A 13,170-nucleotide genomic window follows, 5' to 3' on the forward strand; every position below is an offset into this window, starting at 1 on the left:
AAATTCGCCGTCATTCGTCACAATCCGCCATTACGATGGTTCGGGTTGTTTCTCTGGGAGTGAAAGGAACGTGATGACGCAGGCGCAGCAGACCCGATACGATTTCGATTCCATTCTGGAACGGCACGGTTCGACGTCCATCAAATGGCATGAAATCGAGGAGGAGATGGGCCCCGATAGTCGCGACGTTGTGCCTCTGTCCGTGGCGGACATGGAGTTCAAGCCCGCGCCCGAAATCGTCGAGGCCTTGGTCGCGTCCGCCGCCAACGATGTGTTCGGCTACGACTACGCCACCGACGACTATTTCGCGGCCCTCACCGGTTGGATGTCGCGTCGTCACGGTTTCGACGTGGACCCGTCCTGGGTGAGCCTGTCCGACGGCGTCATGCCGGCCATCAACACGGCCCTGCGCGCCGTCACGCACCCCGGCGACAAGGTCATCATCCAGCGGCCCGTCTACTACCCGTTCACGTTCGCCGCCGAACGCAACGGCCTGACCATCCTCGACAATGAACTGGTCCTGGACGAGGCGGCCGGCCGATACACCATCGATTTCGACGACTTGGAGGCCAAAGCCTCCGACCCGCGCACGACCGCGATGATCCTGTGCAATCCGCACAATCCGGTCGGCCGTGTCTGGACCGCCGACGAGTTGCGGCGCATCGGCGACATCTGTCTGAAGCACGGTGTGATCGTCCTATGTGACGAAATCCACGCTGATTTCGCCTACCCCGGCCATCAGGTCACGATGTTCTCCGCGTTGGGGGAGGAGTACGCCGCCAACGTATTCGAATTCACCGCGCCGACCAAGACCTTCAATCTGGCCGGTCTGCTGTGCTCCAACGTCATCATCCCCAACTCCGATCTCAAGCGCCGCTTCGACATCGCGGCCGAGAACATCGGCGGACTGACCGTGAGCCACTTTGGGCTGGTGGCCTGCCAAGCCGCGTACAACCATGCCGCAGGATGGTTGGATGAACTGATGACCGTATTGGAACGCAACCTCGGACTCGTCCGCGAGTTCGCCGAACACACGGACGGCATTCGCCTGATCGAGCCCGAGGGCACGTATCTGGCGTGGATCGATTGCAGGGGGCTCGGGTTCGCCTCGCCGGAGGCATTGCGCACGTTCCTGCGCGAGAAGGGCCGCGTCTGGTTCGATGAAGGCTCCCTGTTCGGCCATTCCGGCGACTACTTCGAGCGCGTCAATCTGGCGTGTCCGACAGCACTGCTCGAACGTGTCCTGACCCGTCTGGAGCAGGCGCTGGCATCCCGGCGTTGACTCGCGGGCACTGGACGATTGCCCCGGTTCCGCGAACGGCTACTGGGAACGTGGACGATCCGGTATCTTTGCCGGAAGCTCGCTGATGCCACCCAGTGTTCTACGTCAGAAATTCGTCGGCGAAAGTGACCACCCCTCAGTTCCGCTTTTGCTGGCCAGCTCCTCTGACGAGGGCGCCAAAAGAAAATCAACGAATTGTCACAGGACACTGGATAAGGCGCGCCTGCGGCATCGCCGGCTCCGCCCGGGGCGGAACGTCCGTGGATATTTCGTAGTATGGACGGTACGTGACGGTCCGACTCCGGTTATGGGTGCGCGTCGCGAGAGGTGAGATTGCACAGACGACGGACCATATACGCGGTCGATGACGGAATCGTCCGATAGAAAGAGCAGCAGGCATCGGGAGACCCGAGAGACAAGGAGCGGATGATGGCGAACAGCGTGGTGAAGCAAGGGCCATGGGCCGCAATTCGCAGACTTGCCGCATCCGACCGTGTGTCGGGTCTGATCATGCTTGGGTTCGCATTGGTCGGATTGGTGGCGGCTAACCTGCCGCTGACCTACCACCTCTTCGAGTCCATCGCGGAGACGCAGATCGGCATCCCCTACACCAACATCGATCTGCCGATTGGGCATTGGGCGCAGGACGGCCTGCTCACCATCTTCTTCCTGACCGTCGGACTTGAGCTCAAACAAGAGCTCACCACCGGTTCATTGGCCAATCCCAAGGCGGCGGCCGTGCCGATGCTGTGCGCGGCGGGCGGCATGCTCATGCCTCCGATACTGTTCGTGATCGTGGCCGCGCTGTTCTCGCAATACGGTCCGGGAGGCGTGGGCAATGTGGTGCTTCCCAGCACGAGAAGCATAGTCCCGTTTGGTGAGATGGCCCATGGCTGGGCGGTGCCCACGGCCACGGACATCGCGTTCTCGCTGGCCGTACTCGCCTTGTTCGCCAAAGGACTGCCCGGCTCGATCCGCGCGTTCCTCATGACCCTCGCCACCGTGGACGATCTGCTGGCCATCATTCTGATCGCCGTGTTCTTCTCCTCCCTCAACGATTGGTACTGGTTCCTGGGCATCGCGGCGTGCACGGCCGTCTGGACGGTGCTGGTGCGGATGAAGCGTGTGCCCTGGATCGCGGTGGGCGTCGTCGGCATCCTTGCGTGGGTGATGATGTTCGAGGCCGGCGTGCATCCCACGCTCGCCGGTGTGCTGGTCGGCCTGTTCACCCCCTCCCGCGAGATGCATGGCGAGGCCACGCCGCGCGCCGAACGGTACGCTTCCAAGCTGCAGCCGTTCTCCGCGCTGCTCGCGCTGCCGATTTTCGCCCTGTTCGCCACCGGTGTGCACTTCGCCGAGTTGACGCCCGAACTCATGCTTTCGCCGGTGGTCATCGCACTCATCGTGGCGTTGGTCGTCGGCAAGCCGTTCGGCATCATCGCCACCGCTTGGGTGGCGACCCATCTGGGTGGACTCAACATGCCGAAGGGACTGAAGGTGCGCGACATGATCCCCACCGCGTGCGCCTGCGGCATCGGCTTCACCGTGTCCTTCCTCATCGCATCGCTGGCGTACAGCAACGCGGAGCTTTCGGCGGAGGCCCGGTTCGGCGTGCTGGTCGGATCGCTGATTTCCGCGTTGATTGCCGGTATCCTGCTGAGCCGCCAGTCGAAGCGGTTCACTCTGGAGGCATCCGCCAAGATGGTTCATGGCCAAGGACCGGACCATGAGACGGATACCGGTCATGTGATCGAGGAGCATGCTGGTACGCTGGCCGATGGCACACAGAGCGTGACCATGGATGCGTTCACCCCCGAGGAGATCGCCGAAATGCGGGCCAAGCGCCAGCAGCAGGCCGAGGAGAGCGGACGCGCATCCAATACGATCAAGGAGATAATCAGATGGCCAAGAAGCAGAAGAAGGCCAAGAAAGCCGAAGCCGGGAAGGACGCCGAAGAGGCACTGAACGAGACGAACGAGCCGACGGCGCGGAAGCATCCGAAGAAGCACAAGCATGACGGGGAGCCGGCCGTGTCCGCGGCGGCGGAAGCGATGACGGCTGAGGCGGAAGCGATGACGGCTGAGGCGGCTGATGCGACTGGTGACGAGGCTGACGCTGACGGGGCGGATACGCAGGGTGATGCTTCGGTGGCTGCGGATGGTGCGGTGGCCGTGGATGCTTCAGATGCCGCGGATGCTTTGAATGCGGTGACCGCGCCTGTGGAGCCGGTCGATTTGGAGGACGCCTCGCCGCTCGGCGACACCTATCATCGCGGCCCGGTGATTCTGCGCGGTCAGATGATCCCCAAGGACAACACCACAGCCAACCTCCTGAAGCCCGACGCGGATACCGACTGGCTGCACATGGATCCGTGGCGTGTGCTGCGCATCCAATCGGAGTTCGTGGACGGGTTCGGCGCGCTTGCCGAGCTCGGTCCTGCGGTCGCGATCTTCGGTTCGGCACGCACCCCGCGTACCGACCCCGTGTACAAGGCCGCCCGTCGTATGGGCAGTCAGATCGCCAAGCGCAACATTGCCGTAATCACCGGCGGCGGGCCGGGCGTTATGGAGGCCGCGAACAGGGGAGCGGCGCTCGCGGGCGGCAAGTCGGTGGGACTCGGTATCGAGCTGCCGCATGAGCAGGGACTCAACCAGTGGGTGAATCTTGGCATGAGCTTCCGGTACTTCTTCGTCCGCAAGACCATGTTCGTCAAGTACGCCTCCGGTGTGATCGTATGCCCGGGAGGCTTCGGCACGCTGGACGAGATGTTTGAAGTATTGACCCTCGTGCAGACCCATAAGGTGGCCAACATGCCGGTTGTTTTGTATGGCGAAGAGTATTGGCAGGGCCTGTTTGACTGGCTTAACGGCCCGGTCTCGGATCATGGCATGATCTCCGCCATCGACCCGCATCTGGTCACGCTGACCGACGATCCCGACGAGGCCGTGAAGCTCGTCACCAAGGGACTCTGACCTCGCTCTGATCTCATCGGCGCGGTTATTCCGCAACTATTCCGCAACAAACTGGACCGGCGTTTTTTCGTGTGCAAGACCAGATTTCGCGTGTGTCGTCGGTCTGTTATGGCTGGCAGCTCGGCCGTTGTCGGGCTGCGATCTCAGATTATTAGATCGCAGCCCAATCACTGTTTGACGGCGATCAGCATGCCGGTGCCGTCCGGCGTGAGGGTGGAGGTGAAGCCCTCGTCCTGCTCAACGGTGGCGATGAGCTCGCGCATGGCCACCGTCTTGTCGCTGCGGTCGGCCGCATTGAGCACGCCTCCCTGTTCGGAGGCCAGCGCCAGCACATCGGTGAAGACGATGGCGCCATGCTCACGCAGCAAACGCGACGCCTGGGCGAATGTGGAGGCGTAGTTCTCCGGGTCGCCCGCCACGACGATGAGATCGTAGTCATGGGCGTTCAGTCGCGGCAGAAACACGCTGGTCGGCGCGTTCACCGCTCGCAGTGAGGTGTCGGTGACGTCCTGCAAGGCCGCGAACGCCTTGCGAATCAGCATGATTCCCTGCGCGGAGGAATCCACGGCCGTCAGCTGACCGGCGCCGTTCAGCGCATGCATCAGCTGCAGCGTCTCCACCAAAGAGCCGGTGCCCACCGCAATCACCGACGACGCGCCGGTGAGCTGTACCAGAAGACCCAGCAGTCGCGCCTGGGCGGCCGGTCCTTGAAGCTGCCCGGCCTGATCGGCTGCGGCGCGGGCGTCGGCGATGGCGTCCGGCTCGAGCTCCCGGGCATGCTCCTCCGTGAACTCCCAAGCCTTGGCGAGATTCGTGTATTGCGTCTTGTCCATGATCTTCGATTCCTTCTCGTATCGTCCAGCCGACTTCGTCTCAGGTCTGGGCGCGTGTGCCGTGCCGTCCGTATGCGTGTGCCGCGATGCGTGCTGTCATCCGGCTGTTTTGCCGTCTGCGTCCGCGGCGGCGTTCAGCGTTCGCGTACCTTGGCCACGATCTGCCACATCTCCTCGCCGACATCGATGCCGCGCGGGCAGTGACGGGAGCAGGCGCGTACGGACTGGCAGGCCGCCACGCCGTCCGTGGTGTCGATGGCATCCATGCGGGCCATGGCCTTGGTGTCGCGCGAATCGTTGATGAAGCGGGAGGACCAGACCAGCGCGGCCGGACCGATGAACGCGTCGCCGCCGGCGAACACTGGGCAGGAGCCTTCGCACACGCCGCACGCGATGCAGTTGCTCAGCGTCTCATACTTGGCCAGCTGGTCCGGATGCTGCAGGTATTCGAACACATCCACCTTGCCTTCGGACGTGGTGGCGAGCACGCCATCGGCCTGCAGGTAGGGGGTGAGCTTTCTGATCTGATTCAGCATCGGGTCGATGTCCGCAATGAGGTCGCGCTGCGGCGGGAAGCCGGGCAGGGGAGCGAGCTCGATGACGCCGAGGGAGCCGGAGGCCGCTTGGGTGTTCGACACGGCACTGGTCGCGGCGGCGGTGTCGGGGGCATCGGTGGCGTCCGTGGCATTGGCATCAGTACGGTCGGCACCGTCGATGGAGAGCGTGCCTGCAGCCGTCGCTTCAGATTCGGCGGGAACGGCCCGTTCGGAGCCGATATGGCGGAAGCCCTCGTTATCGACCTGTGGCAGGGCGCTGGGCTGCTTCGCCCAGTCGCGGACGGAGGCGGTGCACAGCAGGGTCGGCGTGCCGTTGATGGATACGGCGTCGGAGCCGCACATGCCATGGCCGCACGAGTAACGGAACGCCAGCGTGGGATCCACCATGCGCTTGATGGTCATCAGACAATCCAGAACCGTATCTTCGGGGCGGGCGGGAATGATGTACTCCTGCACCCACTGCTTGCCGCGCGGACGACGACGTGCCGAGGCATCGGCTCCGCCGCCGAATGGTGAGCTTTTCCGGGCGAACGGGCTACCTCCGCGAGCACGTTCCGCACGCTCGGCGCGCGGCGTGAAACGATGCACCTGCAACGTGACGGTCGTGTAGTTCGCCTCAGCCATCATCTGCCTCCATGACGTCGATATTCAGCCAACTTATTGTGCCACAAGCCCTAGGCGTGCGGCACAATAAGTCGGTCTTCGATTGGGGAGACTCCGGAAAGACCACCGTAGGTCCGGGCAATCGCCTGATTGCGGGATTCAGTATGCGCGGCTCTGAGGCGGGTAATCGGCGATATGCACCGGTTGCCACGTCTGGCTGGCGGATGCCGCATCGGCGCCGTTCGATGGGGCGATCCGGGTCATGGAGTGCGCCAGGAACCGCTCGTCGTTGCGTCGGGGGTGGTCCAGCCTCTGCAGGGAGCCGCGGGATTCCTCGCGGGCATTGCTGGCATCGAGCATGGCCTCTGCGAGAAGCAGGAGATGCCGTGCCTCCCAGATTGCGGTGACCTCCTGATTGAACGCGGCGGTCTTGTCGTGCGCGCGCAGGGCCGCCGCAGCCGGTGCGATGACTTCCGCGATCTGCTGCTTCGCCGTTTCAATGGTGTCACGGCTGCAGCGCACGGCCAGCGCACGGTCCATGATCGTGCCCAGTCGGGCCATGAGCGCGTAGGGGTTATCGAGTGCCTCCCCGGTCGCTGCCGAGGTGCCGGAATTCCCGTCCGACGGTGTTTCGGCCTCGTCCGGGGCCGGCTCGTCGTCGATGGCCGCATCGGGGCCTGCAAGCAGGGCGTTCAGCTCGGACGTACGGTCGCTTGCGGCCCTGTCCACGGCGGCGATCAGTGGTTCGTCGGCTTCCTCGGTGGATTCGTTGGCCATGGGGGAGTCCACCGGATTCTCCGCGATGCGCGCGGCCAGGGCATGGCCAGCTCGCGTGCCGAACAGGCATGCGTCAAGCAGCGAGTTGCCACCGAGACGGTTCGCGCCATGCACGGAGACGCAGGAGCATTCGCCGGCGGCGAACAGTCCTTCGACGATCACGCGACGACCGGTGGTCTGGGCGGGGGCAATTACGTCGTCGGCTCCATTGTTGTCGGTATTGCTGCTACCGGTATCGCCGTTGCTGGTGTGCTCCGGGCTGGTGTGTTCCGGGCCGGTTGTCGTCGGGCTCTGCCCGTTCTGCGTGGCCCACCGGTACACCTCTCCCTCCGTGGTGACGGGGATGCCGCCCATCGTGTAATGCGCGGTGGGCTTGATCGGCACCCAGTCCTTGGCCGGGTCGAGATTCGCATATTGTTCGATGGTCTCCACCACCTGAGGCAGCGTCTCACGCATATGCTGCGTTTCGATGCCGGTCATATCAAGCCAGACGCAGTCCTTCGGACCCTCCGGATCCTTCGGATCGGCGACGCCGCGGCCCGCATCGATTTCCGCCATGATGGAGCGGGATACCACGTCTCGTGCCGCTAGATCCCGGTGTTCCGGAGCATAGCGCTCCATGAACGCCTCACCGTCGGCGTTCCTCAGAATGCCGCTCTCGGCACGGGCCGCTTCGGAGAGCAGGATGCCGGTATGGGCCAAACCGGTGGGATGGAACTGCACGAACTCGATGTCCTCGAGCTGCAACCCGGACGCCAAGGCCAGCGCCATGCCGTCACCGGTCAGGTCCCACGAGTTGGACGTAGTATGGAACAACCGGCCCGCGCCGCCAGTGGCGATAAGCACGTTGCGTGCATGAATGGCCTGGATTTTGCCGGTATGGGTGTCCATCGCCACGATGCCGGCCACACGACCGCCCCGACCGTCCGCGTGAAGCGGCGCAGCTTGATTTGAGGCGGGCGCGCCGTTGCCAGCGTCTTCCGAGTTGCCTGCGTTGTCAGTGCCGTTCGCGACGAATCGGTAAGGGTCGGCGGCCGAGTCGGCCTCGTTCGCCAGCACCAGATCGGTCACGTACCACTCCTCGGCGAATTCGACGCCCTGCGCCACGCACTGCTGCCATAAGGTGTGCAGAATCTGATGGCCGATACGGTCGGCCGCATAGGCTGCGCGCTTGACCGGTTCGCCGCCGAAATCACGGGTATGGCCACCGAACCGACGTTGGGCGATATGACCGTCCTCGGTACGGGAGAACGCCACGCCCTGCCGCTCCAGATTGATCACGGTCTCCGGCGCGTATTCGGCGAGCAGCTTGGCCGCATCCTGATCGACGAGCCAGTCGCCGCCCTTGATGGTGTCGTAGTAATGCCAATGCCAGTCGTCGGATTCCACATTGCCCAGGCTCGCCGCGATGCCGCCCTCCGCGGAGCCGGTGTGCGAGCGCAGCGGCTGCAGCTTGGAGACCACCAGGATCTTCGGGTCCACGCCCTGCTCGCTGAGGTCGCCGATTTCAGGGGATCGCAGCAATCCCACCGCCGCCGACAAGCCGGCCGCCCCGGCGCCCACAATCACCGCATCGTACATATCTTCCAAACGTTTCGGACTCATGGTGTTGATTCTCGCACACCCGCCGGTCAGTGCGACGTGTCTGCCATCACCTCACGCGGTCGCTCAGCATCACGCCGTCCGCCTGTCGTGTGACCACCCCCTTGAGTTCAAGGGCGCCGAGCAGCTCAAGCACGGTGCCGATATTCGGGATCTCGTCGTTATGCAGTTCTCGCGCCACGCGCAGCAGGGCGTCCGGGGTGACGATGAGATGCCTTCTGCGACATTCGCGGATAAGCCCTACCATCTCCCGCTGCGGTTCCGGCAACGTGTTCGGGTCGATGCGCGGCTCCGCGTCCTCCTGCGACTCGGATGGAGCGCGCAGGTCGGGCATGCGTCGTGTTGAGGCGCCGGCATGGGTGTCCTGATGGCAATGGTCGCCAACTGGGCCGTCATCGTACCGGCTGATCGGATTCGATTGGAGCGTCGTCTGCACCAACGTTGTCTGCATCAGCGTCGGTTGGTTGCCATCGGTCGGGGAGCGACGTGCCTCGGATGCGTCGGAGGCGGTGCGGGATCCATGCGGTGCGATGTCCGGCATGTCCGGCATGCGTTGCCTCGCCGATGAGGGCATGCCGCCGGACGCCGGTTTCATGGCGCGGGTATTGGACGGCCGACCGGGAGGTGCGGAACGGCTTGGGCGATGGTCCGCGGCTCGAGTCGGAGAGGTCGGGGATGCGGCGCCTTCGGCGGCTGTTCCGGTTGCGGTCTCCTCTTCGGCGGGCAAGGATGCGCCGCTGGAAGCCGCGGATTGTGCCGTCTCGTGTATGGGCTGACTCGCGGAACCGGCCTTCAACAGCGTTCCCGGCGGACCGGCGTACGCGGTCATGATGGGTCGATGACGTTCATGGCAGATGTCCTCGGTGGATGTGGCGGCGCACAGCAGAATCGCACGATGGTCGCTGATCATCTTGTTGCATCCGGCATTGCCGGGCTGGTTGATGTCTCCCGGCACCGCATACACTTCGCGCATGAGCTCGCATGCCCAGCCGGCGGTGTTAAGCGCTCCGGAGCGGAGTCTGGCCTGCGCCACCACCAGTGTGGAGGAGAGTGCGGCGATGATGCGGTTGCGCAGCAGGAAACGTCTGGCCTCGGGGATGGTGTTCGGGCAATGCTCGCTGATGAGCGCGCCGCCCTGCGCCTCAATGCGCTCGAAAAGGGTTCGGTTGCGCATCGGTCCCATATGGTTGAGCCCGCCGGCGAACACGGCCACGGTCTTGCCCACATTGGCGGGATTGCGGCCGTGCAGCGCGTTCAACGCGCCCCAATGCGCGGCGGCGTCCGTGCCCATCGCGCCACCGGAGACCACCAGATGCCCGGCCGTCGCGGCCTGTTCGGCCATGGTGTGTGCGACGTAGCGTCCGTATTCGTTGACGTCCCGCGAGCCGACGATGCCGATGGGGTTGGGACAGCTGGTCAGCGCTCGCGGGTCCCCGCGTATCCACAGGCACAGCGGCGGCGCCCAGTCCGAGCGGATGGCCAGATCGGCCAGCTGGTGGGGCCAACAGGGGTGGTCGGGGCCGATGAGCCACATCGTGCCGTCCACGGTGAACCAGTTCGCCAGCTGCATTATGTCCTGCGAGGGCAGGTCCCGCATACGGTTGTGCCAGGAGGCCAGCGACGTGCGGAAGGACGACATCATATCCGCCGAAACGCTACGGCCCCATCGGGTGATGCCGTTGACGAACATGCGGTCGACACGGCCCAAGGCGGGGCCGGAGACGTTGTCGGGATTGCTTGGATGCGATTGCGCCAAGGCATGCCACAGGCTTTCCGCGCTGGGCGCGCCCTTGAGCGTGGCATACATCATCACATCGGTGCCATCCAAGCAGAAGGTGAGCGCCGCACGGTAGAGCGCCTCGATGGTGGGAACCGGAATCGCGGCGGGGCGTGGCGAGGAATGTTGGACGGGAACGCTGGCATTTGCGCCGGTGACGGCATGTGTGCTGGTATCGGCATGTGCGTCGATGCTGCTGGTATTGCCAGTGCTGCTGGTGGTGCTTGTAGTGCTGGTGGTGACGCTGCTGCTGGTGTTGGAACCGGTCATGACATCCTCGTTCTCAGTTCGATGCCCTGATGGACATCCTGTTCGGTGGGGGAGACGCGGCCTCGCAGGTCCGCGAGCGTCCACGCCAATCGCATCGCGCGGTCGGCGCCGCGCAGTGTGAGCCGGTGATCGGACAAGGCCCGGTTCACCAGTTCCATCGCCTTGAGCGAGGTGTGCGTGTGCAGCCAGTTGCCCGAGGCCTGGGCGTTGCAGGTCCATCCGTATTCCCGAAACCGTTGCCGTGCCGCAGTACGGGCCTCAAGCACCCGTGCCCGGATCGTTGCGCTCGATTCGCCCAACGGTTCGTTGCTCGCCGCGATGCGCGAGACCGGCGGCACGGCAAGCTGGATGTCCACGCGGTCCAGCACCGGGCCGGCGAGACGGGAGAAGTACCGCATCCGGTCCTTCTCCCGGCAGGTGCAGCGCTCGCCGGTGCCATAGTAGTAGCCGCACGGGCATGGATTCGCGGCCATGATGAGCTGGAACCGTGCCGGATAGTAGGTGCTTCCCTTGGACCGCGACAACGCCACATACCCCGACTCCAGCGGTTCGCGCAACGTCTGCAACGCCCTTGCGGAGAACTCCGGCGCCTCGTCCAGAAACAGGATGCCGCGATGCGCACGGGTGATGGCGCCCGGCGTGGCGATGCCGCTGCCGCCGCCGACCAGAGCCGCCGTGGTGGCGGTGTGGTGTGGCGCCTCGAACGGTGGCACATCCGTGATGCCGTATTGCGGCAGGGTGCCGCACAGCGACCGGATCGAGGCCACCTCCAGCTGTTCGGATTCGGTCAGCGGGCTCATGATGCCCGGCAGCCGGGAGGCAAGCATGGTCTTGCCGGCGCCGGGAGGTCCGGTCATGATGAGATTGTGACCGCCCGCCGCGGCGACCTGCAACGCCCATTTGGCGTATTCCTGCCCTAGCACCTCGTTCATGTCTCCGCAGGTGTGTGGATCGGCGGGAATCTGCTGGTCGGCGCTTTCGTTGTCGGTGACGACCAGATCGGGAATGGTATATGAGGCCTTGCCGCCCATGAGTTCGATGAGCTCGCCCACATGTCGTACGCCCACTACGTCGAGGCCATCCACCATGGCCGACTCCTCGAGGTTGCGGTAGGGGATGATCATCTTGCGGATGCCGCGTTCCTCGGCGTGCAGCATGATTGGCAGCAATCCGTGTATGGGCAGCACGGAACCGTCGAGGTTCACCTCGCCGAGCATGATGGTGTCCTCGAGACAGTCGTGCCCGATGGCGCCGGCCGCGCACAGCACGCTCGCCGCGATGGCCAGATCGTGCGAGGACCCTCGTTTGGGCGTGGCGGCCGGACTCATGTTCACGGTGACGCGCGTCTGCGGCCAGGCGAAGCCGGAGGCGTGACAGGCGGATTTCACCCGTTCCCTCGCCTCGGACAGGCTGGCATCGGGCAGGCCGATGATGGTGAAGTAGGGCAGTCCCGGGCTGATGAAGGCCTGCACCTGCACGATGAAGGCCCGCAGTCCTATCAGACCAATCGAAAGCGTGCTGCCGATGGCCATGGATGTCTCCTTTCGGAACGTTTGGAAACGGAGTGGAATGGGTTTGGAATGGGTTGGCGTAATGAGTCGTAACGGCGGGGAAGACAGAGACGGAAGACGAGTCGAAACCGCTTCGGGGAAGGTCAGAAGGCATTGGGGATGTGAAGCACCTGCGGACGTCCCGCGTGCATCACGATGGTGATGACGTCGAACCGGATGCCCGCGTGCGGCATGCGATTGCGTCGGTCGATCAGCCAGTCGCACGCCGCACGCCGGAGATTGCGTTGCTTGGTGGGCGTCACCGCCTCCTGCGGTGGCCCGTAACGGGCGTTGCGACGCGCCTTGACCTCCACGAACACGATGACGCGGCCCGGCGCGAGCGCCACGACGTCCAGTTCGCCATACCGTGTGTGCCAATTGCGCGACAGTACGGTCCATCCCTGTGATTCCAGCCAACGGGCGGCGTATTGCTCGCCGAACAGGCCGAATCGTTTCGGGGTCAGGGTCCGGTCGCCCATTACGACGGCGAGTTGGTCCAAGGGAGCCATCGTCGCCGGGTCGGGGGCGTCCAGCATGGGTTGGAAGGGAAGATCGGGGACGGCGCCGGCGTCGTATCCGGCAGGTTCGTGGATGCAGTCCGGGCGGGTGATGTCCGGATGGATGTCGGTGGCGGACTTGATGAAATCGGAGGATTCGACGGGACCGGGGAAGGCGCTGGGGGCGATGAATTCGGTGGGAGCGGAGGAGACGGAGGAGGCGGAATCGATGCGGTGTGCGGCTGTTGAAGTAGTCATGACTCCACTGTGTGGGTCGGCGCCGTTCGAACACAAGCTCGAACGGCGAATGTGGAGAGTATGACGCGGCTTGACGTGTTGTGGATAACGTGTGGACGGAATCCCGGTTATCCACCGTTTGTTAGGAACGTTGACATGTTGTCGTCCGACGGATGACAACATGTCTCGCGCGGCGTGGTGCAGCAATGCTAC

8 protein-coding genes and 2 pseudogenes are annotated in these 13,170 nt (G+C 64.3%); 3 read left to right on the forward strand and 7 right to left on the reverse strand.

Features of this window, described 5'->3' with window-relative positions; translation table 11 throughout:
• The first annotated feature begins 73 nt into the window (after positions 1–73).
• The 3 genes and pseudogenes from BG22_RS00190 to BG22_RS00200 all read left to right on the forward strand — a co-directional run bounded on the left by BG22_RS00190 (position 74) and on the right by BG22_RS00200 (position 4,254).
• The gene (locus BG22_RS00190; RefSeq protein ID WP_140491938.1) at positions 74–1,282 is read left to right on the forward strand and encodes a MalY/PatB family protein; all 1,209 of its coding nucleotides are present in this window, start codon (positions 74–76) and stop codon (positions 1,280–1,282) included.
• Between the two features lie 426 nt (positions 1,283–1,708).
• A pseudogene (locus tag BG22_RS00195) lies at positions 1,709–3,103 on the forward strand (Na+/H+ antiporter NhaA); the annotation flags it as partial.
• 230 nt (positions 3,104–3,333) lie between these two features.
• The gene (locus tag BG22_RS00200) at positions 3,334–4,254 is read left to right on the forward strand and encodes a TIGR00730 family Rossman fold protein (protein WP_258186138.1); all 921 of its coding nucleotides are present in this window, start codon (positions 3,334–3,336) and stop codon (positions 4,252–4,254) included.
• 167 nt (positions 4,255–4,421) lie between these two features.
• On the opposite strand, the gene BG22_RS00205 is transcribed toward BG22_RS00200, so the two are convergent.
• The 7 genes and pseudogenes from BG22_RS00205 to BG22_RS00230 all read right to left on the reverse strand — a co-directional run bounded on the left by BG22_RS00205 (position 4,422) and on the right by BG22_RS00230 (position 12,759).
• Complete coding sequence (locus BG22_RS00205) at positions 4,422–5,087, reverse strand: O-methyltransferase (protein ID WP_140491944.1); 666 nt, start codon at positions 5,085–5,087, stop codon at positions 4,422–4,424.
• A gap of 134 nt (positions 5,088–5,221) precedes the next feature.
• Positions 5,222–6,268, reverse strand: coding sequence for a succinate dehydrogenase/fumarate reductase iron-sulfur subunit (locus tag BG22_RS00210; RefSeq protein ID WP_140492101.1), 1,047 nt, complete (start codon positions 6,266–6,268; stop codon positions 5,222–5,224).
• Between the two features lie 138 nt (positions 6,269–6,406).
• Positions 6,407–6,808, reverse strand: a complete 402-nt coding sequence (locus tag BG22_RS11380) for a hypothetical protein (protein ID WP_375137674.1) — start codon at positions 6,806–6,808, stop codon at positions 6,407–6,409.
• Positions 6,809–6,886: 78 nt separating this feature from the next.
• Positions 6,887–8,629 (reverse strand): annotated as a pseudogene (locus BG22_RS00215) (FAD-binding protein); the annotation flags it as partial.
• A 46-nt stretch (positions 8,630–8,675) separates the two neighbouring features.
• Positions 8,676–10,436, reverse strand: coding sequence for a DNA-processing protein DprA (locus BG22_RS11015; RefSeq protein ID WP_308810451.1), 1,761 nt, complete (start codon positions 10,434–10,436; stop codon positions 8,676–8,678).
• A 233-nt stretch (positions 10,437–10,669) separates the two neighbouring features.
• Positions 10,670–12,205 (reverse strand): YifB family Mg chelatase-like AAA ATPase, encoded by a 1,536-nt coding sequence (locus tag BG22_RS00225; protein WP_140491950.1) that lies wholly within the window; start codon positions 12,203–12,205, stop codon positions 10,670–10,672.
• Between the two features lie 122 nt (positions 12,206–12,327).
• The gene (locus BG22_RS00230) at positions 12,328–12,759 is read right to left on the reverse strand and encodes a YraN family protein (RefSeq protein ID WP_140492104.1); all 432 of its coding nucleotides are present in this window, start codon (positions 12,757–12,759) and stop codon (positions 12,328–12,330) included.
• Positions 12,760–13,170: the final 411 nt, after the last annotated feature.

It is taken from the genome of Bifidobacterium sp. UTBIF-78 (assembly GCF_006408945.1).
Classification (GTDB): domain Bacteria; phylum Actinomycetota; class Actinomycetes; order Actinomycetales; family Bifidobacteriaceae; genus Bifidobacterium; species Bifidobacterium myosotis.

Excerpts from the sequence above, each read along its gene's own strand:
- BG22_RS00190 (WP_140491938.1), top strand. The coding sequence starts at position 74 with ATGACGCAGGCGCAGCAGACCCGATACGATTTCGATTCCATTCTGGAA.
- BG22_RS00200 (WP_258186138.1), top strand. The coding sequence starts at position 3,334 with ATGACGGCTGAGGCGGAAGCGATGACGGCTGAGGCGGCTGATGCGACT.
- BG22_RS00205 (WP_140491944.1), bottom strand. The coding sequence starts at position 5,087 with ATGGACAAGACGCAATACACGAATCTCGCCAAGGCTTGGGAGTTCACG.
- BG22_RS00210 (WP_140492101.1), bottom strand. The coding sequence starts at position 6,268 with ATGGCTGAGGCGAACTACACGACCGTCACGTTGCAGGTGCATCGTTTC.
- BG22_RS11380 (WP_375137674.1), bottom strand. The coding sequence starts at position 6,808 with ATGGCCCGACTGGGCACGATCATGGACCGTGCGCTGGCCGTGCGCTGC.
- BG22_RS11015 (WP_308810451.1), bottom strand. The coding sequence starts at position 10,436 with ATGATGTATGCCACGCTCAAGGGCGCGCCCAGCGCGGAAAGCCTGTGG.
- BG22_RS00225 (WP_140491950.1), bottom strand. The coding sequence starts at position 12,205 with ATGGCCATCGGCAGCACGCTTTCGATTGGTCTGATAGGACTGCGGGCC.
- BG22_RS00230 (WP_140492104.1), bottom strand. The coding sequence starts at position 12,759 with ATGCTGGACGCCCCCGACCCGGCGACGATGGCTCCCTTGGACCAACTC.